Annotated in this window: 19 protein-coding genes and 1 riboswitch; of the genes, 10 read left to right on the top strand and 9 right to left on the bottom strand. The window is 56.4% G+C overall.

What is annotated here, in order from left to right; translation table 11 throughout:
* Nucleotides 1–45: 45 nt before the first annotated feature.
* From PZBJ_RS14950 to pgi, 5 genes are all read right to left on the bottom strand, one after another.
* A complete protein-coding gene (locus PZBJ_RS14950) occupies nt 46–2,136 on the bottom strand; it encodes a YjbH domain-containing protein (protein WP_101763120.1) in 2,091 nt (696 codons plus the stop codon).
* Nucleotides 2,136–2,873, bottom strand: a complete 738-nt coding sequence (locus PZBJ_RS14945) for a capsule biosynthesis GfcC family protein (protein WP_101763119.1) — start codon at nt 2,871–2,873, stop codon at nt 2,136–2,138. The genes PZBJ_RS14950 and PZBJ_RS14945 overlap by 1 nt, the downstream gene beginning before the upstream one ends.
* Nucleotides 2,870–3,517, bottom strand: coding sequence for a YjbF family lipoprotein (locus PZBJ_RS14940; protein ID WP_101763118.1), 648 nt, complete (start codon nt 3,515–3,517; stop codon nt 2,870–2,872). The genes PZBJ_RS14945 and PZBJ_RS14940 overlap by 4 nt, the downstream gene beginning before the upstream one ends.
* Before the next feature lie 73 nt (nt 3,518–3,590).
* A complete protein-coding gene (yjbE, locus tag PZBJ_RS14935; RefSeq protein WP_101763117.1) occupies nt 3,591–3,839 on the bottom strand; it encodes an exopolysaccharide production protein YjbE in 249 nt (82 codons plus the stop codon).
* Nucleotides 3,840–4,361: 522 nt separating this feature from the next.
* Nucleotides 4,362–6,008: a glucose-6-phosphate isomerase gene (gene pgi / locus PZBJ_RS14930; protein WP_101763116.1), complete on the bottom strand. Its 1,647-nt coding sequence runs from the start codon at nt 6,006–6,008 to the stop codon at nt 4,362–4,364.
* 373 nt (nt 6,009–6,381) lie between these two features.
* A riboswitch (Lysine riboswitch) is annotated at nt 6,382–6,576 on the top strand.
* A gap of 112 nt (nt 6,577–6,688) precedes the next feature.
* On the opposite strand from pgi, the gene lysC reads away from it, so the two are divergent.
* The 3 genes from lysC (at nt 6,689) to panS (ending at nt 10,099) form a co-directional block, all read left to right on the top strand.
* Complete coding sequence (gene lysC / locus PZBJ_RS14925) at nt 6,689–8,044, top strand: lysine-sensitive aspartokinase 3 (protein WP_101763115.1); 1,356 nt, start codon at nt 6,689–6,691, stop codon at nt 8,042–8,044.
* Between the two features lie 264 nt (nt 8,045–8,308).
* On the top strand, nt 8,309–9,001 hold the full coding sequence (aqpZ, locus tag PZBJ_RS14920; protein ID WP_101763114.1) for an aquaporin Z: 693 nt from the start codon (nt 8,309–8,311) through the stop codon (nt 8,999–9,001).
* Nucleotides 9,002–9,175: 174 nt separating this feature from the next.
* Entirely contained in the window at nt 9,176–10,099 is a 924-nt protein-coding gene (gene panS / locus PZBJ_RS14915; RefSeq protein WP_101763113.1) for a ketopantoate/pantoate/pantothenate transporter PanS, read from the top strand.
* An 87-nt stretch (nt 10,100–10,186) separates the two neighbouring features.
* Here panS and PZBJ_RS14910 read toward each other — a convergent pair whose 3' ends face one another.
* Nucleotides 10,187–10,780, bottom strand: a complete 594-nt coding sequence (locus PZBJ_RS14910; protein WP_008109858.1) for a YhgN family NAAT transporter — start codon at nt 10,778–10,780, stop codon at nt 10,187–10,189.
* Between the two features lie 195 nt (nt 10,781–10,975).
* On the opposite strand from PZBJ_RS14910, the gene asd reads away from it, so the two are divergent.
* From asd to glgP, 6 genes are all read left to right on the top strand, one after another.
* Nucleotides 10,976–12,085 (top strand): aspartate-semialdehyde dehydrogenase, encoded by a 1,110-nt coding sequence (asd, locus tag PZBJ_RS14905; protein ID WP_101763112.1) that lies wholly within the window; start codon nt 10,976–10,978, stop codon nt 12,083–12,085.
* A 357-nt stretch (nt 12,086–12,442) separates the two neighbouring features.
* Nucleotides 12,443–14,629 (top strand): 1,4-alpha-glucan branching enzyme, encoded by a 2,187-nt coding sequence (gene glgB / locus PZBJ_RS14900; RefSeq protein ID WP_101763111.1) that lies wholly within the window; start codon nt 12,443–12,445, stop codon nt 14,627–14,629.
* Nucleotides 14,629–16,608: a glycogen debranching protein GlgX gene (gene glgX, locus PZBJ_RS14895; RefSeq protein WP_101763110.1), complete on the top strand. Its 1,980-nt coding sequence runs from the start codon at nt 14,629–14,631 to the stop codon at nt 16,606–16,608. Before glgB ends, glgX begins: the two co-directional genes overlap by 1 nt.
* A 10-nt stretch (nt 16,609–16,618) precedes the next feature.
* Entirely contained in the window at nt 16,619–17,911 is a 1,293-nt protein-coding gene (glgC, locus tag PZBJ_RS14890; protein ID WP_101763109.1) for a glucose-1-phosphate adenylyltransferase, read from the top strand.
* Between the two features lie 63 nt (nt 17,912–17,974).
* Nucleotides 17,975–19,408 carry a glycogen synthase GlgA gene (glgA, locus tag PZBJ_RS14885; RefSeq protein WP_101763108.1) on the top strand — a complete coding sequence of 478 codons (1,434 nt, stop codon included), beginning with the start codon at nt 17,975–17,977 and terminating at the stop codon, nt 19,406–19,408.
* A 21-nt stretch (nt 19,409–19,429) separates the two neighbouring features.
* On the top strand, nt 19,430–21,877 hold the full coding sequence (glgP, locus tag PZBJ_RS14880) for a glycogen phosphorylase (RefSeq protein ID WP_101763107.1): 2,448 nt from the start codon (nt 19,430–19,432) through the stop codon (nt 21,875–21,877).
* Nucleotides 21,878–22,060: 183 nt separating this feature from the next.
* Here the strand turns inward: glgP and PZBJ_RS14875 are convergent, their stop codons facing one another.
* Nucleotides 22,061–22,618 carry a DcrB family lipoprotein gene (locus PZBJ_RS14875; RefSeq protein WP_061718408.1) on the bottom strand — a complete coding sequence of 186 codons (558 nt, stop codon included), beginning with the start codon at nt 22,616–22,618 and terminating at the stop codon, nt 22,061–22,063.
* 116 nt (nt 22,619–22,734) lie between these two features.
* Nucleotides 22,735–23,400 (bottom strand): 7-cyano-7-deazaguanine/7-aminomethyl-7-deazaguanine transporter, encoded by a 666-nt coding sequence (locus PZBJ_RS14870; RefSeq protein ID WP_101763106.1) that lies wholly within the window; start codon nt 23,398–23,400, stop codon nt 22,735–22,737.
* Nucleotides 23,401–23,593: 193 nt separating this feature from the next.
* On the opposite strand from PZBJ_RS14870, the gene tusA reads away from it, so the two are divergent.
* Nucleotides 23,594–23,839, top strand: a complete 246-nt coding sequence (gene tusA / locus PZBJ_RS14865; RefSeq protein WP_036649974.1) for a sulfurtransferase TusA — start codon at nt 23,594–23,596, stop codon at nt 23,837–23,839.
* On the opposite strand, the gene PZBJ_RS14860 is transcribed toward tusA, so the two are convergent.
* Nucleotides 23,836–26,112, bottom strand: a complete 2,277-nt coding sequence (locus PZBJ_RS14860; RefSeq protein ID WP_101763105.1) for a zinc/cadmium/mercury/lead-transporting ATPase — start codon at nt 26,110–26,112, stop codon at nt 23,836–23,838. The two genes, tusA and PZBJ_RS14860, sit on opposite strands and share 4 nt — an antisense overlap.
* Nucleotides 26,113–26,155 lie beyond the last annotated feature (43 nt).

The raw sequence follows: 26,155 nt of genomic DNA, 5'->3' as shown, positions 1-26,155 counted from the left end.
AGCGGCGCGATTTATCGCGCGGGTTTCACACCACCCGCGCTGATGTTAATTAAACCGCGCATCACGATCTGACGTCAGGTCATACAGCTGATATTTGCGACCCAGCATCTGCCCACCATCACGCGTTAACGGCACCCAGTTCACCTGCGCGCGGCCTCGCGTTGGCGTCACGGTAAACAGATCCATCGGCACCGAAATGTAGAAGCCTTTAGTGAAGTCGCCTTCGCCATAGGCTTCCGCCGACACGTTGGTTTTGGTGGCGTAGAAGCCTACCATCACGCCGCTATCAAACCGCTTCGACACATCAACGGTAACGCCTTTATCCTTCGCCAGATATTCACCGACGCTGGCTTTCACCAATACGTCCTGCATAAACCACGGACGCCAGTACGCGGTGAAATGTCCGGTTGGCGCTTTGTAATCGGTGAACTGCATCATGTTGTCCCAATCACGCTGCTTCACGTAGTTGGCATCAACCCCGAATGCCCAGTTGCTATCAATTGGACGATACAGCACTTCGCCGCCGACGCCGCCGTACATGGTTTCCAGATAACCGCCGTAAACCTGGCCGTAGAAACCGTTGCCCAGCGCCTGCATGTAGTTGGCTTGCAGATCGTTAACGTAAACGTTGTTCTCAACGTAATCACGAATATGCGTACGCACGCGCGGCAGTGTGGAATCCGCCGGTGCGCCGTTGTAGTTGAACTTATCGTAGTTATTGGCGAGGTTGCCGAACAGGCTGCCGCCGACCAACAGGTGATCGGTAAGCCAGTAATCGGCGTTGGCCATCACACCAACCTGATACATGTAGAAGCTTTCCGGTCCGCCGACGGACTGATTCAGCACCGGCGACAGGCTGTAGTTCAGACGATCTTTGCGGATAAAGAAACCTTGCTCGGTGGTACCGGGATCGACCGGATTTTCACGCGTCTGCTGCAGCGGCTGTTCATGCCCCAGCGGATAACCCACGAGTTCGTTATGCAGGCTGGCAACGTTGGTGCGCGTGCTCACCTGCGGCATATTGAAGCGCGACTCGGTGACGTCGATGGTATCGATGCCGGCCGGCAGGTTGTTCATGATAATGCGATTGGCGCGATCGACCCCTTCGCGCGTATCGCGATATTTGGTCTGCTCGCCGGACACATACAACGTGCTGCCTTTGGTTTGAATATGCGGGCCATTCAGTCCTGCGTTGTACTTCAGATCGGTCAGCTGGTTTGCCACCACCGTTGGCTGCAACAGATCGCCCTGCGGCTGCGGGTTGTAGGCCGGCTTCTCGCTATCGATATGCGACTGATGCAGATCGTTGAAATTGGTGCGCAGGGTAAAGCCGAACATAAAGGTGTTGCCGCGCTCGTAGCTGGCGTTGATGTCCGCCCAATCGGTGAGGCGATAAATCGCGCCGACGTTGACCTTACTGCGCTGATCCAAACGACCGGCGAAATCATCCTGATAATCGTTGCCTTCGTACTCCAGCTTGAGGCGCAGCGGCTGCCACGGTGTTTGATACTCTACGCCGCCAAACAGCGCCGCCGGACCGTGGAACATCTGTGAGCCATTAATTGAACCCGCTTCGCCACCGCCGGTGCGGCTACAGAAGCTGTCGCTGTAGGAGCAGAACGGGTTCTTAATGGTGCCGCTGTTGCCGAGATAACCCCAGCCCAGACCCAAGGTGAAATCGAACGGGCCCCATGCTTTGCTCGCCACCAGATATTCGCTGTCGAACAGCCCGGTACCGCCTAAATCGCGTGAGCCAACCGCCACTTCTGGCAGCCAATAGCTCTCTTGCCATAGGCGCAGCTTCACATCGAAGGCTTTATCTTTATAGCTTTGGTTGCCGCTGAAACCTTCTACTGCGCTGTAACGGCGGGTACGCACATCGGTATAGCGTACGGTGGTTTCCAGCCACGGGAACAGCTGCAGCGAGGCAGAATAGTAGCGATATTGATCGTTATCGCGGAAGTTGACGCTAAATTCGCCCTCTTTCGCCATACGCGCGGTGGGCGTCTGCATCAGGCCAACGCCACCAAAATCCGATTGAGAAGGACCGACCGGTTCAGGCCAGGTTTCCGCATGCACCTGGCAAGCGGCGGAAACAGAAGCAGCCAACAGGCTGAGAAGTAATTGTTTTTTCATCAGTCTGGTATCCGGTGAGTCAGAACGGAAAGCATGCGCTCATTCAAATCGCTTTGGCCCCATGGCAAGCTCCATGAGGTGAAACCGAGCCAGATAATGCTGCCGGGTTCCACTTCGATATGGCGATGATTCCAGTAGGCAACCGGAACTTGCTGGGTGCTGCCGGACGGCGCAATCACCGTGGCATAGCTGCGTTCCGCGCCGGACAGACGATCGTGGCCTTCGAGGTAATCACGCACTTCGCGGCCCGGCTGCCAGCGCGCTTTACCCGGATTGCTCAACGCCCCCAGCACCAGTACCTGCGTCGGCTGCACCAGCGTATAGAGGTCATAGCTGCCTTGCAGCGTGCGGTTATCCTGTGGACGCAGACGCACGTCATCGGGATCGAGCGAGGTGAACTGGCGGCCCGTTACCTGCAGCGCGCCAAGCTGGTGGATAACCGAGCCGATGGTTGCGGCCAACGACTCGCCGCTGTCGGCTTGCCAGGCGCGCAGATCGGCCAGCAGCTGCTTCTGCTGCTGCTGTGCTACCGCCGTTGCGCCGCGTTCGGCAATCACCGTGCCCGGCCACCAACTGCGCAGTTCAGGATGGGTGAGCAACTGACTAAGATTCTGCGCATCGTTAATTTGCAGTGTGTTTTTTCCCGGCAGATCGTGCACGGTGACTTGCGCCGCCGCCAGTGCGTGGCCAGCCGTGAGCAGCGTCAATGCTGCCAGCATTGGAGTTATTTTTTTCATGATTTCGCCGGCTTCAGAATGGTGGTTTCAACGGGGAAGGCATCGGCGGCCAGCATCTGGTTGGCCTGCAATACCGTGCCATCGCGGTTATCGATCCAGAAGGTGTTCTGCCACTCCGCGCCTACGTTCTCCATGCGCACGGTTTCATGCCAGACGCGGCACGGTACGCGTTCACCGGCGATGTCCAGCACCGTATCGTCACCGCGCTCGAAGCGGGAAACCGCTGTGGCGGCTCGCACTTTATCTTGCTCGCGCCACTGCACCACGCGCGTCCAGCTGGCACCGTTTTGCAGATGCAGCGCATCGGCGAGCGGATCCTGCGCCAGGTTACTGACGTCAGCGAGATTGCTCGGTAGACCCAGGGTTTTGATCAGACGGCCATGCTGCATCACCAGCATCGCTTTATCCTGGGTGATCCACTTCTGCTGGCCGTTTTCGTTGTAACCGAGCACCACGAAGATGCGCGGTCCTTCATTGATGCGGGCATAGAGGCTGGCGTAGGGCAGGTTAGCAACCTGCTCGTTGGTGACCGTAACATCATCCGTGCCATTCACGGCCAGCATCACGGTTTGTTCGAGACCTTTTTGTGTTTGTGTGCAGGCCTGCAACAACAGGCAAAGAAGTAGCAAAGAGAGTCGGCGCACGGTGTATCCCTGTCTAAATAAGCCAAGCAAAAAATAACCACACGGGTGTGTGGTTATGCTTAAAGGTGCTACATCAACGAGTGGTGCTCGTTGTGGTGGTTGTTGTTGTACCGGTATTTGCACCGTCACCGCCGCCAGAAGCAGCAATGCCGAGACCCACTAACGCACCGAGCGCGCCGATACCCACAGCGGTAGACGCGCCGGAAGAGATTGCTCCCGCCTGCGCGCCTGCTGCAGCACCAGCTTCTTCCGGCGCGGCAATCGCAGCGGAAGAAACGGCAACGTAAAGTAAGGCTGCACCGGCAACCATCAGTTTTTTCATAACAACGTTTCCTGCATTTATATGAATCAATGAATGTAGGATTTACCCAGATTTCGGGCGCGTTCAGTATAGGGCAACAAATTACCAGAGTTCAGCATGAGTAAAAGAGGGCAGGAAGTCGGGGTTTTTCTGGTGATAAATACGGCGAATTGGCGTTAGCTGCTTTTTTTTAACGCCTTTTTTCAGGCTAATAGGATAAGTGAATGGCTGCGCATTTCACGGCAGAGTTTTTCACTTTTGCACTAATTATTGGTACGGAATGGGAATAATCGGAATTTACTTATAATGCTTAAATTAAAATCGTAGATCTATCAGATGGATAAACTATTTTTAGGGTTAAATTAGGTCCATTTTAAAACCAGGTAAGGTGCGGTAGATTGAAAAGAATTACGAATTTCCTTACGCCACTTTAAGAATTTTCTAACCCTGTTTAAGGCAGTAATTAATAATATTGCGAGTGAGATGGCCTGGTTGACAAAAAAAGGCGGCAATTACGCCGCCTTATATAAATTAGCCGGAAAATTAACGCCAGGATTTATAGCGATTAATTAAGCCATTGGTGGAGCTATCGTGGCTGATAATTTCAGCGTCATTTTCCAGTTCTGGCAGAATACGGTTTGCCAGCTGCTTACCCAACTCAACACCCCATTGGTCAAAGGTGAAGATGTTGAGAATCGCGCCCTGAGTGAAGATCTTGTGCTCATACAGCGCAATCAGTGCACCCAAGCTGAACGGGGTAATTTCACGCAGCAGGATGGAGTTGGTTGGGCGGTTACCTTCGAACACTTTGAACGGCACGATGTGCGCGACAGATTCGGCAGATTTACCCGCATCGGTAAACTCTTTCTCCACCACATCGCGTGACTTACCAAACGCCAGCGCTTCGGTCTGCGCGAAGAAGTTCGACAGCAGCTTTGGATGGTGATCGGTCAACACGTTGTGGCTCAGTGCTGGTGCGATAAAGTCGCACGGAATCAGTTTGGTGCCCTGATGAATCAGCTGATAGAACGCATGCTGGCCGTTGGTGCCAGGCTCGCCCCAGATGATTGGGCCGGTCTGGTAATCCACTGGATTGCCTTCACGGTCAACGTATTTACCGTTGGATTCCATGTTGCCCTGCTGGAAGTAAGCAGCAAAGCGATGCATGTACTGATCGTACGGCAGAATCGCTTCGGTTTCGGCACCAAAGAAGTTGTTGTACCAGATACCGATCAGCGCCAGCAGGACCGGCAGGTTCTGCTCGGCAGGCGTGTTGGCGAAGTGCTTATCCATGGCGTGCGCGCCGCTCAACAGCTGCTCGAAGTTCTCGAAGCCGATGGAGAGAATGATCGACAAGCCGATAGCTGACCACAGTGAATAGCGGCCGCCAACCCAATCCCAGAACTCAAACATGTTGTCGGTATCAATACCGAACTCACCCACCGCTTTACCGTTGGTCGACAGCGCAGCGAAGTGCTTCGCCACGTGCTGCTGATCGCCCGCAGTTTTCAGGAACCAGTCACGCGCGCTGTGGGCGTTGGTCATGGTTTCTTGCGTGGTGAAGGTTTTAGATGCCACGAGGAACAGCGTGGTTTCCGGGCTGAGATCTTTCAACGTTTCGGCGATATGGGTGCCATCGACGTTAGAAACAAAGTGCATATTCAGGTGGTTTTTATACGGACGCAGCGCTTCGGTCACCATGAACGGGCCGAGGTCTGAACCGCCAATCCCGATATTCACCACGTCGGTGATGGCTTTACCGGTATAGCCTTTCCAGTCGCCGCTGATGATGCGCTCGGAGAAGCCTTTCATCTTCGCCAGCACCGCGTTGACTTCCGGCATCACATCTTTGCCGTCCACCACAATGGGCGTGTTGCTGCGGTTACGCAGCGCAACGTGCAGAACTGCACGCTCTTCGGTGCGGTTGATCTTCTCGCCAGAGAACATCGATTTGATGGCGCCTGCCAGATCGGTCTCTTTAGCCAGCGCCTGTAATTTTTCGAGGGTTTCCTCGGTGATGCGGTTTTTTGAGAAATCCACCAGCATCTGGTCATCGAAAGTGGCAGAGAATTTCGCAAAACGATCGGCATCTTGCGCAAACAGGTCGGCGATTTGCACCGATTTCATCTGCTCAAAATGCTGCTGCAGCGCTTTCCAGGCAGCGGTTTGGGTCGGATTGATATTTTTCATGGCAACACTCTAGTTGATATAAGAACCGTCATTCCATCCGGGGCGTCCTGCTGGCCCGGCATCCATAGCATTCTTGCACGGGGATGAGTATGACCACAGTTACTGGCTAAGGGAAAAAATTTGTGACCGTGGCCGCACTGTTTCAGGTAAATCCGGCAGCGATTGTCGGTGCTGCGCCAGCAGAATTCCCTGTGCCGCATCAGAAAAAAGCCGCTTTTGTCTGATTCGGACACTACTTTAGGCCGCTGTTGGTGGGCGCGTTTGTTCAACGATGCGTTTACCGAAGTGTAAAAGTGAGAAATCCTCAAAGTGCGGGGATGGACAGGGGGGAAAATAATCAGTAATTTATGCGCGCTACTTACACCTCCGGGTGTAAGCCAGAAGAGGCGCGTCGCCCAGGCAGTGTGTTTGAGGATCCGTATCCGCAGAGAACACATCAGGGGGTGTGACGCCGAGGTGGGGCAACACGCGGGGTGTTGCACTGTCGGCTGCAGGGGCTGAATCCTCTGGGTTGTCACCAGAATCGTCCACAGTCGGACGGTTCGCAAGGTGAAGCGCTTTTGGTGACTTGTCTACTACTGATCTTGTCTGCCCAATTCTGCTCTTCTCTTGTGCCTAGGCTGCTACTATGTCTTCCGCCCCAAAACGGAAGAAAGATAACCTGACACGGGGTTCGTAATATGTCCCAAAATCTTATCGTGGCTAAATTTGGCGGCACCAGCGTTGCCGATTTTGATGCTATGAACCGCAGCGCAGATGTTGTGCTGTCGGACGCCAATACCCGCTTAGTGGTGCTCTCTGCCTCCGCTGGCGTGACCAATCTGCTGGTTGCCCTTGCTGAAGGCCAGGAACAAGCGCAGCGCGCTTACCTGCTGGATGAAATCCGCCGTATTCAATATGCCATCATCGATCGTCTGCAATCGCCGGATGTGATCCGCGATGAGATTGATCGCATGCTGGAAAACATCACCATGCTGTCTGAAGCCACCTCGCTGGCAACCTCACATGCGCTAACCGATGAGCTGGTGAGCCACGGTGAGCTGATGTCGACGCTGCTGTTCGTGGAGATTCTGCGCGAGCGTCAGGTCAACAGCGAATGGTTTGACGTGCGTAAAGTGATGCGCACCAGCGATCGTTTTGGTCGCGCAGAACCCGAAGTGGCGACGCTGAAAGAGCTGGCCGCAACGCAGCTGCAGCCGCGCATTGCGCAAGCGCTGGTGGTGACGCAGGGCTTTATCGGTAGCGAAATCAAAGGCCGCACCACCACGCTTGGTCGTGGCGGCAGCGACTATACCGCTGCGCTGCTGGGCGAAGCGCTGCAGGCCGCGCGCATTGATATCTGGACCGATGTGGCCGGTATCTACACCACCGATCCACGCGTGGTGTCCACCGCTAAACGCATCGAAGAGATTACCTTCGAAGAAGCAGCGGAGATGGCGATCTTTGGTGCCAAAGTGCTGCATCCGGCCACTTTGCTGCCAGCTGTGCGTAGCGATATTCCGGTGTTTGTCGGTTCGAGCAAAGATCCGGCCGCGGGAGGTACGCGCGTGTGCAACGAAACCAAGAATCCACCGCTGTTCCGTGCGCTGGCGCTGCGTCGTAAGCAGACGCTGGTAACGCTGCACAGCCTGAACATGCTGCATGCACATGGCTTCCTCGCCGAAGTGTTTAACATTCTGGCGCGCCACAGCATCTCCGTTGATCTGGTGACCACTTCCGAAGTGAGCGTGGCGCTGACGCTGGACAGCACCGGTTCAACCACCACCGGCGACAGCTTGCTGACCCAGGCGCTGTTGACTGAGCTCTCTTCACTGTGCCGTGTGGAAGTGGAAGAGAATCTGGCGCTGGTGGCGATCATCGGCAACAACCTGTCAAAAGCGTGCGGCGTCGGCAAAGAAGTGTTTGGCGCACTCGAGCCGTTCAACCTGCGCATGATTTGTTACGGTGCCAGCAGTTATAACCTTTGCTTCCTGGTGCCAACCCCAGATGCCGAGGAAGTGGTACGTGCGCTGCACAAGAATCTTTTTGGTTCTTAAGGCCAGTTTTTAGCATGCGGAATCAAGCCGGACCGGGTCCGGCTTTTTTATTGGTGAAATTTTTTAAACAATAATTCAAGCCCAGCGGCATTCACTGCTTCGCGCCAGACATTTCTGATGAACCCCATCATAGCTCGCGAGAACCGTCTCAAATACGCTGCTATCGCCTAAAAATCACCCTAATCCCTTATTCTTCGGTTGCGCTTCAATCGCCAAAAACGATAATCCCGCCGCGAAAACATTAAATTATTTGAGGGAGCAGAGATGAAAAGATTAGTGGCTGAAACGCTGGGCACTTTCGTGCTGGTGTTGGGCGGTTGTGGTAGTGCGGTTTTGGCCGCGGCGTTTCCAGAATTGGGTATTGGTTTTGCTGGTGTTGCGCTGGCGTTTGGTCTGACGGTGTTGGTAATGGCATTTGCCGTCGGCCATATTTCGGGCGGCCATTTTAACCCGGCGGTCACCCTCGGTCTGACGGTTGGCGGACGTTTCCCGACGGCGCAGGTTGTGCCTTATATTATCGCGCAGCTGGTCGGCGCGGTTGCGGCTGCTGGCGTGCTGTATTTGATCGCCAGCGGTAAAGCCGGTTTCGATGCCGTGGCCAGCGGCTTCGCGTCGAACGGTTACGGTGAACATTCGCCGGGGGGCTTTAGCCTGCAGGCGGGCATGATCGCCGAGCTGGTGCTGACCGCCGTGTTCCTGATTGTGATCATGGGCGCGCCCGATAAACGTGCTCCGGCTGGCTTCGCGCCCATTGCAATCGGCCTGGCGCTAACGCTGATTCACCTGGTGAGCATTCCCGTCACCAATACCTCAGTCAACCCGGCGCGCAGTAGCGGTGTGGCGATCTTCCAGGGCGGCTGGGCATTGGAACAGCTGTGGATGTTCTGGTTGTTACCGATTATCGGTGCCGCGATTGGTGGTGCGATCTACCGCTTTGCACTGGAAAAAGCAGAGTAACTTTGCCGTATTTCAGCGGATCGGCAGCAGCCGATCCGCATTTTGCCCCGCAAGCGACTTCCCGCCTTACGTCAAGATAATGAAATGTTATGATCCCGCGTCCGTCGCTGTGGTCGTTCCCTGCGCGACATTTCATCTGTGGCAATATAAAAAAATTCCTAAGGAAGTCTGGTTATGCTCGGCAAACTTACCCGCCTGTTCCCGCTCTGGGCCGTGCTGCTCTCGGTCGCTGCTTATTATTCTCCTGGCACCTTTCTCGGCATTGGGCCGTGGGTGACTTACCTGCTGATGCTGATTATGTTCGGCATGGGCGTGACGCTAAACATTGATGATTTCAAACGCGTGCTGGTGCGTCCTGCGCCGGTGATCGCCGGGACTTTCCTGCATTATCTGGTGATGCCGCTGGCCGCGTGGGGCCTGGCGAAGCTGTTCCAGATGCCACCGGATCTGGCGGCAGGCATGATTCTGGTCGGCAGCGTGGCCAGCGGCACCGCTTCTAACGTGATGATTTATCTGGCGAAGGGCGATGTGGCGCTGTCGGTGACCATCTCATCCGTGTCGGCGCTGGTAGGTGTATTCGCCACACCGCTGCTGACACGCTTCTACGTTGATACCCACATTCAGGTGGATGTGGTCGGCATGCTGCTCAGCATCGTGAAAATCGTGGTGATTCCGATTAGCCTGGGTCTGATTATCCATCACTCCATGAATAGCGTGGTGCGCCGCGTTGAGCCTTATCTGCCGGCGTTTTCGATGGTGTGCATTCTGCTGATCATTAGCGCGGTGGTGGCTGGCAGCCAGGGCTTTATCGGTTCTGTCGGCTTGATGGTGATTGTGGCGGTGATCCTGCACAACGCGATCGGTCTGTTGGGCGGTTATTGGGGCGGTAAGCTGTTTGGCTTCGATGAATCGACCTGCCGCACGCTGGCGCTGGAAGTGGGCATGCAGAACTCAGGTCTGGCGGCGACGCTGGGCAAACTTTACTTCTCGCCGTTAGCGGCCTTGCCGGGCGCGCTGTTCTCGGTGTGGCACAACCTGTCAGGTTCGCTGCTGGCCGGTTACTGGTCGGGTAAACCGATCGATAAGAAGCAGAAGTAATATTCAAAAAAGCATCACATTCAATTCATGCACATAGCGTAGCGGCGCAATAAATTGCGCCGTTACGCTGCCTGCGCTCTGAATGTATTACAGCTTCAGATAGGTACGAATCCCATCCAGGAACATCTGCGTCGCCAGCATAATCAAAATCAATCCCATCAGGCGCTCCAGCGCGTTAACGCCTTTGTCGCCCAGCAGGCGTAAAAACAGCCCCGACATCAGCAGAATCACCACCGTCACGCCCCACGCGATCAGCAGCGCGCCGACCAGGTGCGTCATTTGGTTGGGATATTGATGCGACAACAGCATCAGCGTCGCCAGCAGCGACGGACCGGCCACCAGCGGAATCGCCAGCGGCACAAGGAATGGTTCTTCACCGGCCGGCAAGCCACTCGAGCTGCTCTCCTCTGACGGGAAAATCATGCGGATGGCGATCAGGAAAAGAATGATGCCGCCGGAGATCGACACGGTTTCGGTGCGCAGATTGAGAAACGCCAGGATGCGTTCACCGGCGAATAAAAACAGCAGCATCAGAATCAGCGCAATTAGCATTTCGCGCATCAGTACCACGCGGCGGCGTTTGGGTTCCAGATGCTTCAATACCGACATAAAAATCGGCAGGTTGCCCAGCGGATCCATAATCAACAACAGCAATATGGTCGCGGATATCATTTCAGTCATGTTGGTTAGCCATTATTAGTTGTACTGCTGAAAAAGTTGGCGCAATCGAATTAATTCACTTGCCAGAAGTGCTGCATTTTGTAGAGTTGACGGTCATAGGTAAACCTGATTATTACGCAGACCGGCACGATTATCCGGCCAGTCTTTTCCTCGCACCACACGGCCTCTTTCGAGAGCACCCGAGACGGACAGAAAATGAAGAATGTAGGTTTTATTGGTTGGCGTGGCATGGTCGGCTCAGTGCTGATGTCACGCATGAGCGAAGAACGCGATTTTGATGTCATCAATCCGGTCTTCTTCTCCACGTCACAGCTTGGTCAGGCGGCGCCGACATTCGGCGGTAAGTCGACCGGTGCGCTGCAGGATGCTTTTGATATCGAGGCGCTGAAGGCGCTGGATATTATTATCACCTGCCAGGGCGGCGATTACACCAGTGAAGTCTATCCGAAGCTGCGCGAAAGCGGCTGGCAGGGTTACTGGATTGACGCGGCTTCCACGCTGCGCATGAAAGATGACGCCATCATCATTCTCGATCCGGTTAACCATAACGTGATTCGTCAGGGCCTCGATAACGGCATCAAAACCTTTGTCGGCGGTAACTGCACCGTCAGCCTGATGCTGATGTCGCTGGGCGGTCTGTTTGCTAACGATCTGGTTGAATGGGCCTCGGTGGCGACTTATCAGGCGGCATCAGGCGGCGGCGCGCGTCATATGCGTGAACTGCTGACGCAGATGGGCATGCTGCATGACCACGTGGCGAAATCGCTCCAGGATCCGGCTTCGGCAATTCTGGATATCGAACGCAGCGTGACCGATTTCACCCGTTCTGGCACGTTGCCAACCGACAATTTCGGCGTACCGCTGGCGGGCAGCCTGATTCCGTGGATTGACAAGCAGCTGGATAACGGCCAGAGCCGCGAAGAGTGGAAAGGCCAGGCGGAGACCAACAAAATCCTGCGTACCAGCAGTGTGATTCCGGTTGATGGCCTGTGCGTGCGCGTTGGTGCGCTGCGCTGCCACAGCCAGGCATTCACTCTGAAGCTGAAAAAAGACCTGCCGCTGAGCGAAATCGAACAGCTTCTGGCCTCGCATAACGAATGGGTGAAAGTGGTGCCAAACGACCGCGACATCACCATGCGCGAACTGACGCCAGCCGCCGTCACCGGCACCCTGACCACGCCAGTAGGCCGCCTGCGCAAACTGAACATGGGACCGGAATACCTTTCCGCCTTCACGGTGGGCGATCAGTTACTGTGGGGCGCGGCTGAACCGCTGCGCCGCATGCTGCGTCTGCTGATCGACTAAGCGCAGCGGCAAACCAGAAAGGCCGGGGTTTCCCGGCCTTTTTTTAATTATCCAGGCCGCAAAAATTCATGCAAATTGCGCCTGACAAGTGATCCGCTTCCCTTTTTTGCTTGCCCGATAAGTATTTTTCACGATCCTCCCTGGCTTCTGCTATCCCCAAGCTATGATTTAACAGAGATGTGCCGGTTGTTAACTGTTTTTGTTTTTTCGAACTGAATGGTTGTTGTACACGGTGAAGATCTTTCCCACGGACGGTTGTGTCCTCACGGTGTACCTATGGCTCAATGAAAAGCAGCGCACCCGAGGCGATAATCCTGCCGACTCTGGTCGCCTGCGCAAAATCATAGGAAGAAAGTCATGTCAGAGCTTCCCGATCGCCAGGCGATCAATGCCCTTTTTGCCGGGAATTATGCCGATCCCTTTTCACTACTGGGCATGCACCAAACGGCTGCAGGCCTTGAAGTGCGTGCGCTGCTGCCCGATGCCTCCGATGTTTGGGTCATTGAAACCAACACCGGACGCAAATGTGCTCAGCTTACCTGCCTCGACTCACGCGGTTTCTTCAGTGGCGTGATTCCGCGTCGTAAAAACCGCTTTGGTTATCAGCTGGCGGTGAACTGGCACGGCCAGCAAAACCTGATTGATGATGCCTATCGCTTCGGCCCGCTGCTGGAGGAGATGGATGCATGGTTATTGGGTGAAGGCACGCATCTGCGTCCCTACGAAACCCTCGGCGCGCACGGCACCACCATTGATGGCGTGCACGGCACGCGGTTCGCCGTTTGGGCACCTAACGCGCGTCGCGTATCGGTGGTAGGCGAGTTCAACTTCTGGGATGGCCGACGTCATCCCATGCGTTTTCGCCGTGAACTTGGCGTCTGGGAACTGTTTGTGCCGGGCGCGGTAAACGGTCAGCTGTATAAATTTGAAATCGTGGATAATTCCGGCCAGATGCGCATCAAAGCCGATCCCTTCGCCTTTGAAGCGCAGATGCGTCCGCAAACCGCCTCGATGATCTGCGGGCTGCCGCCGAAAACCGAGATGCAGCCGCAGCGTAAGGCCGCCAATGCTTTTGACCAGCCGATTTCGATTTATGAAGTGCACCTCGGTTCATGGCGACGTCACACCGATAACAACTTCTGGCTCAGCTATAAAGAGCTGGCGGAACAGCTGATTCCTTACGTTAAAGAGATGGGCTTCACGCACATCGAACTGATGCCGATTAACGAACACCCCTTCGACGGCAGCTGGGGCTATCAGCCGCTCGGCATGTATGCGCCGACGCGCCGTTTCGGTACGCGCGATGAGTTCCGCCACTTCGTGGCCGCCGCGCATGATGCTGGTATTAACGTGCTGCTCGATTGGGTGCCAGGCCACTTCCCAAGCGATGATTTCGGCCTGGCGAAGTTCGATGGCACCGAACTCTACGAACACAGCGATCCGCGCGAAGGTTTTCATCAGGACTGGAACACGCTGATCTACAACTTTGGTCGCCGTGAAGTGAGCAATTATCTCTCCGGCAACGCCTTGTACTGGATGGAGCGTTTCGGCATTGATGGGCTGCGCGTCGATGCGGTGGCATCAATGATCTACCGTGATTACAGCCGCGCCGAAGGCGAATGGGTGCCGAACCAGTTTGGTGGACGCGAGAACCTCGAAGCGATTTCGTTCCTGCGTCACACCAACCGCGTTTTGGGTCGCGCCGCACCGGGCAGCGTCACGGTGGCGGAAGAGTCCACCGATTATCCCGGCGTTACGCGCCCTTCAGAAGATGGCGGCCTCGGCTTCTGGTTCAAATGGAACCTTGGCTGGATGCACGACACACTGGACTATATGAAGCTCGACCCGGTGCATCGCCGTTATCATCATCAGCTGATGACCTTTGGCATGATTTACAACTACACCGAAAACTTCGTGCTGCCGCTGTCGCATGACGAAGTGGTGCACGGCAAACGTTCGATTCTCGATCGCATGCCGGGCGATGCCTGGCAAAAGTTCGCTAACCTGCGCGCCTATTACGGCTGGATGTGGGGTTTCCCCGGTAAGAAGCTGCAATTTATGGGCAATGAATTTGCGCAGGGTCGCGAATGGAACCACGACACCAGCCTCGACTGGCATCTGCTGGAAGGTGAGGATAACTGGCACAACGGCGTGCATCGTCTGGTGCGCGATCTCAATCACACCTATCGCCATTACGCGCCGCTGCATCAACTCGACTTTGATGGGCAAGGTTTTGAGTGGCTGGTGGTCGATGACTACGAAAACTCCGTGTTTGTATTTGTGCGCCGCGATCGCGACGGCAATGAAATCATCGTAGCCAGCAACTTTACGCCAGTGGCGCGTCACAACTATCGCTTTGGCGTCAACCAGCGTGGCGGCTGGCGCGAGATCATGAATACCGATCAGCACGATTATCACGGCAGCGACACGCGCAATCACGGCGTGGTACACACCGATGAGATGGAGAGTCACGGTCGGCCGCAGTCGCTGAGTTTGACCTTACCGCCGCTGGCAACGCTTTGGCTGGTGCGGGAGAGCGACTGATGCTGGAGCAGGGGCAGCCGGAACCGTTAGGTGCGCACTATGATGGGCACGGCGTTAATTTCACGCTGTTCTCCCAGCATGCCGAACGCGTTGAACTCTGCCTGTTCGACGCGCACGGTGCTGAGCGCCGTTTCGCGCTGCCCGCGCGCAGCGGTGATATCTGGCACGGCTATTTTCCCGCGCTGAAGCCCGGCCAGCGCTACGGCTATCGCGTTCACGGTCCGTGGGCGCCGCAGCAGGGACATCGCTTCAATCCGGCTAAGCTGTTGGTCGATCCCTGCGCCAAAGCGGTGGCGGGTGAAGTGGCGGACGACGCGCGTTTCAACGGCGGCGAACGCGAGCCGGATGGTTTGGATAACGCCGCCATCGCGCCGAAATCGTTGGTGACTGCCGAAGATTTTGACTGGGAGGACGATCACGCGCCGCGGACGCCGTGGGGCAACACGGTGATCTATGAAGCACACGTACGCGGCTTAACCCAGCAGCATCCGGAAATTCCGGAAAGGTTGCGTGGCACTTATGCGGCGCTGGGTCATCCTGCTATGGTGAAGTACCTGCGCCACCTCGGCATCACCGCGCTGGAACTGCTGCCGATTGCCCAATTCACCAGCGAGCCGCGCCTGCGCCGTTTGGGATTGAGTAATTACTGGGGCTACAACCCCTTTGCCTTGTGGGCGGTGGATGCGCGTTACGCCTCGGGCGAAAACGGTTTAACGCCGCTGCAGGAGTTTCAGCAGGCGGTTAAAGCACTGCATGCCGCGGGCATCGAAGTGATTCTGGATGTGGTGTTCAACCATACCGCCGAGCTGGAAGAGATCGGGCCAACGATTTCCCTGCGCGGCGTGGATAACGCCAGCTATTACTGGCTGGATGGCAACGGCGAATATCAAAACTGGACCGGCTGCGGCAACACGCTAAATCTTAGTCATCCGCAGGTGATGACGTGGGCGCTGGAAGCGCTGCGCTACTGGGTGCGTGTTTGCCATGTTGATGGGTTCCGTTTTGACCTCGCCAGCGTGCTGGGACGCACACCGGAGTTTCATCAGGATGCGCCGCTGTTTGCCGCCATCAAAGCCTGTCCGCTGCTGTCGCAGGTGAAGCTGATTGCCGAGCCGTGGGACATCGGCCCCGGCGGTTATCAGGTCGGCAACTTTCCGCCGGACTTCGCCGAGTGGAACGACCATTTTCGCGATGCGGCGCGCCGTTACTGGCTGCATGGTCAACTGAATAATGGCGATTTCGCCCGCCGTTTTGCCGCATCCAGCGACGTTTTCCAGCGTGAGGCGCGGCTGCCGCACGCCAGCATCAATCTCATTACCGCTCACGACGGCTTCACGCTGCGCGATGTGGTGAGTTTTAACAACAAACACAATCAGGCTAACGGCGAAGACAATCGCGACGGCAGCAGCAGTAACTTCAGCCATAACCACGGCAAAGAGGGACTGCAGGTCAATTTCGATATTGTCGAACGGCGGCGGCGCAGCGTGCATGGCTTACTGACCACGCTGCTGCTGGCGCAGGGCACGCCGATGCTGCTGGCGGGTGACGAACGCGGTCACAGCCAGCATGGCAACAACAACGCCTATTGTCAGGACAACCCGCTGACCTGGTTGAACTGGCAACAGGATGATTTTGGCCTGGTCGACTTCACTGCTGCGTTAATCCGTCTGCGCCAGCGCATTCCCGCGTTGACGCAGGATCGCTGGTGGCAGGAGGGCGATGGCAGCGTGCAGTGGTGCAATGCCAGCGGCACACCACTGGAAGCCGAGCAGTGGGAACAGGGGACGCACCGAATGCAGATCCTGCTCTCCGGCCGCTGGTTAATAACAATAAACGCCACGGAATCGGTGAGTGATATCGCCTTACCAGACGGAGAGTGGCGTGCCATTCCTCCTTTCGCCGGGGAAGATAACCCCATCCTGACAACTGTCTGGCACGGTCCCGCACACGGTGTGTGTGTGTTCCTAAAGCAATCATAAGGAGTCAGACATGGTGAAATTAGATAGAACAGATCATCTGATGCTGGCGCGCCAGCTCCCTACACAAACGGTCGCCCTGATCCTTGCTGGCGGGCGCGGTACGCGCCTGAAAGATCTCACCGCGAAACGCGCCAAACCTGCCGTGCACTTCGGTGGCAAGTTCCGCATCATCGACTTTGCGCTGTCCAACTGCATCAACTCGGGCATTCGGCGCATCGGCGTGATCACCCAATATCAGTCGCATACGCTGGTGCAGCACATCCAGCGTGGCTGGTCGCTGTTCAACGAAGAGATGAACGAGTTTGTCGATCTGCTGCCGGCGCAGCAGCGTGCCGCTACCGAACATTGGTATCGCGGGACTGCCGATGCGGTGACGCAAAACCTCGACATTATTCGCCGCTATAACGCGCAGTACATCGTGATCCTCGCCGGGGATCACATCTACAAAATGGATTACTCGCGCATGCTGCTCGACCACGTCGATCGCGGTGCCAAATGCACCATCGCCTGCTTGCCGGTGCCGTTAGCTGAAGCCACGGCGTTTGGGGTGATGGCGGTGGATGCCGAAAACAACGTGATCGATTTTGTCGAAAAACCGCCGAAGCCGCCGTCAATGCCGGGTGACGATACCCGCGCGCTGGCCAGCATGGGCATTTACGTGTTCAACGCCGATTACCTTTACCAGCTGCTGGAAGAGGATCTGCATGTAGCCGATTCCAGCCACGATTTCGGCAAAGATCTGCTGCCGAAAATTGTCGCCAGCGGCGAGGCGTATGCGCACTCCTTCACGCTCTCCTGCGTGCAGGTTGATGAAAACGCCGAGCCGTACTGGCGCGACGTTGGAACGCTGGAAGCTTACTGGCGCGCCAATCTCGATTTAGCGTCGGTCACGCCTGAGCTGGATATGTACGATCACAGCTGGCCGATTCGTACCCACATGGAGCCGCTGCCGCCGGCGAAATTTGTTCAGGATCGATCCGGCAGCCACGGCATGACAATGAATTCGCTGGTCTCGGGCGGCTGCATCATCTCCGGTTCGGTGGTGGTGAACTCGGTGCTGTTCCCGCGTATTCGCATCAACTCGTTTTGCAATATTGATTCCGCAGTGCTGCTGCCTGATGTGGTGGTTGGCCGATCGTGTCGTCTGCGTCGCTGCGTGATCGATCGCGCCTGCGAACTGCCAGAAGGTATGGTCATTGGCGAAAACCCCGACGAAGACAGCCGTCGTTTTTACCGTTCTGAAGAGGGCATCGTACTGGTGACGCGCGCCATGCTGGCCAAATTGGCCGGAGGCGGTCAGTAAGTGACGAAAGAATATAGAGAAAATTGCCGCGTGGAACGTGTGCGATAACAATAGGGGTTCAGGATGCAGGTTTTACATGTCTGTTCAGAGCTTTTCCCGCTGTTGAAAACCGGCGGACTGGCTGATGTCGTCGGTGCATTACCACAGGCGCAAATAGCCGATGGTACGGATGCGCGGGTGTTGATTCCCGCCTTTCCGGATCTGCGTAAAGGGATTCCTGATACAGAGGTCCTGGCGGAGTTGCAAACTTTTGCGGGACCGGTACGCTTACTTTTTGGACAATTTAACGGCGTTGGTATTTATTTAATCGATGCGCCGGGATTGTATGAACGTCCCGGCAGCCCGTATCACGATACGTCGCAGTTTGCTTACGTCGATAACTATCTGCGTTTTGCGCTGCTGGGCTGGATGGGCGCCGAGATTGCCAGCGGGCTGGATACCGACTGGCAGCCAGATATCGTGCATGCGCATGACTGGCATGCTGGCTTAACCTGCGCCTATATTGCGGCGCGCGGGCGTCCGGCGAAAACGGTGTTCACCGTGCATAATCTGGCGTATCAAGGGCTGTTTTCGGCGCGTCATCTGGATGAGATCCAGATCCCGCGCGCGTTCTTCGACATGCATGGACTGGAGTTCTTCGGGCAAATTTCCTACCTCAAGGCGGGGCTGTTCTTTGCCGATCACATTACGGCGGTCAGCCCGACTTACGCGCTGGAGATTACCCGACCGGAATTTGGTTACGGCATGGAATCACTGCTCGAACAGCGACTGCGTGAAGGGCGCCTGAGCGGGATTTTGAACGGCGTCGATCCCGGCATCTGGGACCCGGCGCACGACCTGCTGCTCACCGCGCGCTACGACAGCGAAACGCTGGAGAGCAAAGCGGAGAACAAGCGCCAGCTGCAAATTGCCATGGGCCTGAAGGTGGATGACAAAGCACCGGTGTTCTGCGTCATCAGCCGTCTGACCAAACAGAAAGGGCTGGATCTGGTGCTGGAAGCGCTACCGGGCTTACTGGCGCAGGGCGGACAGTTGGTGCTGCTCGGCCAGGGCGATGCGGAGCTGCAGCAAGGTTTCCTTGCGGCGGCGGCGGAGCATCCGGGCCGCGTTGGCGTGCAGATTGGTTATCACGAAGCCTTCTCGCACCGCATTGTTGGCGGCGCGGATGTGATTATGGTGCCGAGCCGTTTTGAGCCGTGCGGCTTAACCCAGCTGTATGGTTTGAAATACGGTACGCTGCCGCTGGTGCGTCGCACTGGCGGACTGGCGGATACGGTGCAAGACAGCTCGCTTGAGAATCTGGCGGATGGCGTCGCCAGCGGTTTCACCTTTGAAGACAGTAATGCCTGGTCGCTGCTGCGGGCGATTCGGCGCGCATTTGTTCTGTGGTCTCGTCCTGCACTCTGGCGTTACGTTCAGCGGCAGGCGATGGGGATGGATTTTAGTTGGCAGGTGGCAGCACAAGCCTACCGCGATCTTTATCAACGTTTGCTGTAATGAGAGATTGGGATACTTGATATGAATGCACCTTTCACCTATGCCTCACCCACGCTGACGGTTGATGCACTGAAGCACTCAATCGCCTATAAGCTGATGTTTACTATTGGTAAAGATCCATCGATCGCGAATAAGCATGAGTGGCTCAACGCCGCGCTGCTGGCGGTGCGTGATCGCATGGTGGAACGCTGGCTGCGCTCCAGCCGCGCGCAGCTCTCGCAGGATGTGCGGCAGGTTTATTACCTGTCGATGGAGTTCCTGATGGGGCGCACGCTCGGCAACGCGTTGCTGGCGATGGGCATTTATGAGGATCTCAATCAGGCGCTGGAAGAGATGGGCCTCGACCTCAGCGAACTGATGGAAGAGGAGAACGATCCCGGCCTCGGTAACGGCGGTTTGGGACGTTTGGCGGCCTGCTTCCTGGATTCGCTCGCCACGCTCGGTTTACCGGGGCGCGGCTACGGCATTCGTTATGACTACGGCATGTTTAAGCAGAATATCGTCGACGGGCAGCAGCGCGAATCGCCGGATTATTGGCTGGAGTACGGCAATCCGTGGGAATTTCAGCGCTTTAATACGCGCTACAAAGTGCGTTTCGGTGGCCGTCTGCAGCATGAAGGCGCGCGGGTGCGCTGGGTGGAAACCGAGGAGATCGTGGCGATGGCTTACGATCAAATCATTCCCGGTTTTGATACCGATGCCACCAACACGCTGCGCTTGTGGGGCGCGCAGGCCAGTAACGAAATCAACCTCGGTAAGTTCAACCAGGGTGATTACTTCGCCGCAGTAGAAGATAAAAACCACTCGGAAAACGTGTCGCGCGTGCTCTATCCCGATGACTCCACCTATTCGGGGCGCGAGCTGCGTCTGCGTCAGGAGTATTTCCTCGTCTCCTCGACGGTGCAGGATATTCTCAATCGTCACTGGCAGATGCATGAAACCTGGGACAATTTGCCGGACAAAATTGCCATCCACCTCAACGATACGCATCCGGTGCTGGCGATCCCGGAACTGATGCGCATACTGATCGACGAGCAGAAATTCAGCTGGGACGATGCCTTTGAAGTGACCTGTCAGGTGTTCTCCTACACCAACCACACGCTGATGACGGAAGCGCTGGAAACCTGGCCAGTGGATATGATTGGCAAGATCCTGCCGCGTCATCTCAGCATTATTTTTGAAATTAACGACTACTTCCTGAAAACCATTCAGGAATATTACCCGGATGATTGGGAGCTGTTAGCGCGCATCTCGATCATCGATGAGAACGACGGCCGCCGCATTCGCATGGCGTGGCTGGCGGTGGTGGTGAGCCACAAAGTTAACGGTGTGTCAGAGTTGCACTCCAACTTGATGGTGCAATCGCTGTTCGCTGACTTCGCGCGTCTGTTCCCGGGCCGTTTCTGCAATAAAACTAACGGCGTGACGCCACGTCGCTGGCTGGCGCTGGCGAATCCGGCGCTCTCCGAGGTGCTGGACGAGGCGATTGGCCGCAACTGGCGCACCGATCTTGGCCAGCTCAACGAATTGACCACGCAGATCGATTATCCGGCCTTTATCCAGCAGATCGCCGACGCCAAGTTTGCCAACAAAAAACGCCTGGCGGATTGGGTGGCGAAGAACATGGATATCGTGCTCGATCCGCATGCGCTGTTTGATGTGCAGATCAAGCGCATCCACGAATACAAACGTCAGCTGCTGAACGTGCTGCACGTTATCACGCGCTACAACCGCATCAAGGCCGATCCCAGCGCTGAATGGGTGCCGCGCGTTAATCTCTTCGCCGGCAAAGCGGCGTCGGCCTATTACGTGGCGAAACACATCATTCACTTGATCAACGACGTCGCCAATGTGATCAACAACGATCCGCAGGTGAAGAACAAGCTGAAGGTGGTGTTCATTCCAAACTATGGCGTGAGCCTGGCGCAGATCATCATTCCGGCGGCGGATCTCTCCGAGCAGATCTCCACTGCCGGTACCGAAGCCTCTGGCACCAGTAACATGAAGTTTGCGCTGAACGGCGCGTTAACCATCGGTACGCTGGATGGTGCCAACGTTGAGATGCTGGAGCATGTCGGCAAGGAGAATATCTTTATCTTCGGTAACACTACGCCGCAGGTCGAGAAGCTGCGCACCGACGGTTACAACCCGCGTAAGTATTATGAGGATGATCCTGAGCTGCATCAGGCGCTGACGCAAATCGCCAGCGGGGTGTTCAGCCCGCAGGAGCCAGGGCGCTATCGCAATCTGTTTGATGCGCTGGTGAACTTCGGCGATCACTATCAGCTGCTGGCGGATTACCGCAGCTATGTGGACACCCAGGACAAGGTGGACAAGCTGTATCGCCAGCCGGATAAGTGGCAACGTAGCGCGGCGCTGAATATCGCCAATATGGGTTATTTCTCGTCGGACCGCACCATTCAGGAATATGCGGATGAGATCTGGCACATTTCGCCAGTGAGATTGTAAGGCGAGGATTGCAGAACCAAGTCGCCATGAATGGCGACCCTACGTGAACACCCAAATCGATACCCAAAATCATTTGGACGGCAGGAAGGCGGCAAATGAGCGAATCCCCGGGAGCTTACTTTAGTAAGTGACCGGGGTGAACGAATGCAGCCAACGCACCTGCCGTTCGAAGGATGAAGGGTATTATTTCAACGTGATGCTTTTGACGATCCCATCAGCATCGCTTTGCGCTTGCTGTTGGTTGTCGGCTGGCAAGGTAATTTGCAGCGTCAGCAGTTTGCCATCCACTTTCGCCAGAATCACCGAAGACCATGAGGTCTGATTGTTGGCAGAAATCACCGTATCCAGCTGCTGTGCCGGCTGGTCTTTCAGCGTCACCGCTTTATTAGACACCACCTGCAGCTGAGGATCGCGACCGCGCTGCTGCTGTTCCAGACGCTGTGCCAGCGCATCAAGCGCTTCGTTGGTTGGGTCGCCGGCAATCACGATAATCGCGCGCTGACCGGTTTCGTCGGCATAGACGTGCATGTTGGTGGATTCAGAGCCGAGCTTGCCGCTCTTGTCAGACATGCCCGCCGGCAAAGAGAAACTCAGTTTGCCGTCCATCAGGTTAACCGTCTGGGCCGACTGGCTGGCGCTCGCACCGTTGCTGTTCGCTGCCGCATCATCTTTCTTCTGGTCACATGCCGCCAGGCCGATAACCAACAGGCCAATACCCACATATTTCACTACGTTACGCATTCTTTTCCCTTTTACATGATTCCAGTCAGCCGTTATACAAGCGGATTTAGTTAGCAAAAGCAACCGCCGGAGTGTCAGGAAATCTTAGCGTAATGCGGCATTTAGTGTATGTGCAATCAGCCGAAATTGATCTGCTGCTGCGCGGAACGTTCGGCTAAGCGCTTCAGCATGGCATTCAGCAGCACGCCGTAAGCGGGCAGGAAGAAGATCATGCAGATCAGAACCTTGAAGCTGTAATCCACCAGCGCGATTTCGACCCAATGCGTGGCCATAAACGGATCTGGGCTCTTGTAGAAGGCGATGAAAAAGAAGGCCAGCGTATCGCTGATATTACCGAGGAACATCGCTGCCGCTGGCGCAATCCACCACTGCGATAAACGGCGCAAACGGTTAAAAACGTGCACATCGAGGATTTGTCCCAGCGCATAAGCCATAAAGCTGGCGCAGGCGATACGGGCAACAAACAGATTCATCTCTTCCAGTGACGCCCAACCTTGCCATTCGCCCTGATAGAACACGCAGGAAACAATGTAGGAGATCACTAGCGCGGGAATCATCACCGCCAGAATAATGCGACGTGCCAGCGGCGCGCCAAAGATGCGCACGGTCAGATCGGTGGCGAGGAAAATAAACGGAAAGCTAAACGCGCCCCATGTGGTGTGAAAACCGAAGATGGAAACCGGCAGCTGGACCAGATAGTTACTGGAGGTGATCACCAGCAGATGAAATAGCGATAGCCAAAACAGCGCATGCATGCGCTGACGTGCAGAGAAGTTAATCATTGTAAGCCTTTTTAGTGATGGGGTGAGGGAACCCAGGTTCGTGCATTGGCACGGTGGTAAATAAAAAATCGGCGGCATCTTAACGCGTTGCGCAATTTATGCAATGGTTAATTTTAACGCAATCGTTATCGCCTTGCGTTGGCTTATTCGCGCGCTAGAATGAGCGCCCATCCCTAACAACTGACAGAGAATCATGAGCGATCCCTTTTCTGCGCCAGACCATCAGCTTGATGCCCTTGGCCTGCGCTGCCCGGAGCCGGTAATGATGGTGCGTAAAACCGTGCGCAGCATGCAGGCCGGTGAAACCTTGCTGATCATTGCTGACGATCCCGCCACCACGCGCGATATCCCTGGTTTCTGCCGCTTTATGGAGCATGAGTTGCTGGCACAGCAGACCGAAAGCTTGCCGTACCAGTTTCTGATTAAAAAAGGCGCCTAACGCTGACGCAGCAAGCGCAGCGCGTTGGCTGTCACCAGTGCGGTGGCACCGGAATCCGCTAAGACCGCCAGCCACAAACCGGTGAAGCCGAGCAGCGTGGTGACCAGAAAAATCGCCTTTAATCCCAACGCCAGCGCCACGTTCTGACGAATGATGGCACGCGTGCGCCGTGCCAGCACAATGGTGCGCGGCAGAATCGCCAGCTGATTTTGCGTTAATGCCACATCTGCGGCTTCCAGCGCCACATCGGTGCCGCTGCCCATCGCAATGCCGATGGTGGCGGCTTTCATGGCGGGCGCATCGTTAATGCCATCGCCGACCATTGCCAATGCGTGCTGTGTGCCTAACGTCCTCACCGCCGCAACTTTATCGGCGGGCAGTAAACCTGCGCGATAATCGATGTTGAGCTTAGCGGCAATGACCGCAGCCGCGCGTGGATTGTCGCCGGTCAGCATCATGCTGTTAACACCAAGCTTCTTCAGTTCAGACAGCGCGCTGAGGGCTTCAGCGCGCAACTGATCCTGCAAGGCTAACGCGCCAAGAACCTGCTGCTCCTGCAACAGCAGCACCACGGTTTGGCCTTGCGCTTCCAGCTGAGCAATCTGCTGCTGTTGTGCATTATCAAGATGGCTGACTTCGCGCGGCGTCAGCAGTTGATAGGTCACGCCATCTATCGCAGCGCGAATACCACTGCCGGCCAGCGTTTGCTGCTGTGCAGCTTGCGGAAGCGTGAGCGCGCGCCGCTCGGCCTCGATAACAATCGCCCGCGCCAGCGGATGGGTGGAACCCTGTTCAACGGCGGCGGCGATGGTGAGCAAGTTGTTTTCCGCCATCACGCCAAATGGCTGGATGTGGCTGATCTGCGGTTTACCGGCGGTCAGCGTGCCGGTTTTGTCGAACGCCATCATATTTACGCGACTGAGCCGCTCCAGCGCCGCGCCGCCTTTGATCAGCGCGCCCTGACGCGCGGCAGCAGCCAGGCCGGAAGTGATGGCCGCGGGCGTGGAGATCACCAGCGCACAGGGGCAACCAATCAGCAACAGCGTCAGCCCTTTATAAATCCACGGCAACCACGCGCCAAAGCCCAGTAGCGGCGGCAGCACCATCACCAGCAGCGCCAGCAGCATAATGGCGGGCGTATAGATGCGGCTGAAGCGATCGATAAAGCGCTCAACCGGCGCACGATGGGTTTCGGCTTCCTCAATCAGTTGCAGGATGCGGTCAATGGCACTTTGGCCCGGCTGGGAAATGACTTTCAGCGTCACCAGACGATCAAGGCTGGTGGCACCGGCCATGATCTGCTCGCCTGGCTCACGCGCTACCGGCAGCGATTCGCCGGTCAACGCGCTTTCATCAAAGCTGGCGCTGGCGTGCAGCAGTTCGCCATCGGCCGGTAAACGTCCGCCGGCCGCCACTTCAATCACATCGCCGGGCTGCAGCGCTTCTAAGCGGACGTTTTCCCGCTGTGTGCCGTTGATGCGCGTGGCGGTAGCGGGACGCAGCGCCATCAGCGCGGTGACGCCACGGCGTGCGCGTGCGGCGGCGTACGCTTCGAGGCGTTCACCCAGTTGAAACAGCAGCAGCACCATCGCGGCTTCGGCGTGCGCGCCAATCACCAGCGCACCGGCGGCGGCAATGGTCATCAGCATCTCAATGCTGAACGGCGAACCACTGCGCAGGAGCTTCCAGGCGCTGCGCGCGATCGGCGCTAAACCTATCAACGTGGTGGCGATAAACAGGCGATCGCCCCAAACCGGCGAAAGCTGGCTCAGCAGCCAACTGGCGAGCATCATTCCGCCAAGCAGCAGCAAACCGGCGTTTTCCTGCCAGCGGCTTTCGGGTTGTGGAGGCGATGGGGAATCGCTGGCGCTCAGCGCGAAGCCGGCATTTTTCACCACCTGTTCAATGATGGCGCGGATATCCTGGTCGGCATCGACCACCAGTTTTTCACTGGCAAAAATCACGCGTGCTTGCTGAACCTGCGGTACACGTTGCACGGCGGTTTCGATTTTACGCGCGCAGCTGGGGCAATCCATGCCCGCAATCTGCCAGCGGAATTGATGTGAAGAGAGGGCGGGCCTGTCGCTTTCGGCGTCGCTTTCGCCGCCTGGCGAGCCGCTTTCGCTGTCACAGCAGCCGCAATCGCTGTCTGGCGTGATGGGCTGCGCCGCGGAGATGTTCAATGTTGCGGGTTTTACGCTGCGAATCGAGCACAGCGGCTGTGACTGACGGTGTGATTTGCCACAGCGGCAAGGGTGAGCATGTTGATGCATGTAACCTCCGGAATCAGGGGCGGGCTGATGCCCGCGCCCTAAT

This window comes from Pantoea endophytica, assembly GCF_002858935.1.
Taxonomy (GTDB): Bacteria; Pseudomonadota; Gammaproteobacteria; order Enterobacterales; family Enterobacteriaceae; genus Pantoea; species Pantoea leporis.
Note: the sequence above shows the minus strand (reverse complement) of the source record. Positions and strands in the feature narration are given on the sequence as shown.

Bases quoted from the DNA above. Each gene is read 5' to 3' on its own strand.
- panS (WP_101763113.1), top strand. From the start codon at position 9,176: ATGCTCGGCAAACTTACCCGCCTGTTCCCGCTCTGGGCCGTGCTGCTC.
- lysC (WP_101763115.1), top strand. From the start codon at position 6,689: ATGTCCCAAAATCTTATCGTGGCTAAATTTGGCGGCACCAGCGTTGCC.
- pgi (WP_101763116.1), bottom strand. From the start codon at position 6,008: ATGAAAAATATCAATCCGACCCAAACCGCTGCCTGGAAAGCGCTGCAG.
- PZBJ_RS14870 (WP_101763106.1), bottom strand. From the start codon at position 23,400: ATGATTAACTTCTCTGCACGTCAGCGCATGCATGCGCTGTTTTGGCTA.
- glgB (WP_101763111.1), top strand. From the start codon at position 12,443: ATGTCAGAGCTTCCCGATCGCCAGGCGATCAATGCCCTTTTTGCCGGG.
- PZBJ_RS14910 (WP_008109858.1), bottom strand. From the start codon at position 10,780: ATGACTGAAATGATATCCGCGACCATATTGCTGTTGTTGATTATGGAT.
- PZBJ_RS14875 (WP_061718408.1), bottom strand. From the start codon at position 22,618: ATGCGTAACGTAGTGAAATATGTGGGTATTGGCCTGTTGGTTATCGGC.
- PZBJ_RS14860 (WP_101763105.1), bottom strand. From the start codon at position 26,112: ATGCATCAACATGCTCACCCTTGCCGCTGTGGCAAATCACACCGTCAG.
- asd (WP_101763112.1), top strand. From the start codon at position 10,976: ATGAAGAATGTAGGTTTTATTGGTTGGCGTGGCATGGTCGGCTCAGTG.
- glgA (WP_101763108.1), top strand. From the start codon at position 17,975: ATGCAGGTTTTACATGTCTGTTCAGAGCTTTTCCCGCTGTTGAAAACC.
- aqpZ (WP_101763114.1), top strand. From the start codon at position 8,309: ATGAAAAGATTAGTGGCTGAAACGCTGGGCACTTTCGTGCTGGTGTTG.
- glgX (WP_101763110.1), top strand. From the start codon at position 14,629: ATGCTGGAGCAGGGGCAGCCGGAACCGTTAGGTGCGCACTATGATGGG.
- PZBJ_RS14950 (WP_101763120.1), bottom strand. From the start codon at position 2,136: ATGAAAAAACAATTACTTCTCAGCCTGTTGGCTGCTTCTGTTTCCGCC.
- glgC (WP_101763109.1), top strand. From the start codon at position 16,619: ATGGTGAAATTAGATAGAACAGATCATCTGATGCTGGCGCGCCAGCTC.
- PZBJ_RS14945 (WP_101763119.1), bottom strand. From the start codon at position 2,873: ATGAAAAAAATAACTCCAATGCTGGCAGCATTGACGCTGCTCACGGCT.
- glgP (WP_101763107.1), top strand. From the start codon at position 19,430: ATGAATGCACCTTTCACCTATGCCTCACCCACGCTGACGGTTGATGCA.
- tusA (WP_036649974.1), top strand. From the start codon at position 23,594: ATGAGCGATCCCTTTTCTGCGCCAGACCATCAGCTTGATGCCCTTGGC.
- yjbE (WP_101763117.1), bottom strand. From the start codon at position 3,839: ATGAAAAAACTGATGGTTGCCGGTGCAGCCTTACTTTACGTTGCCGTT.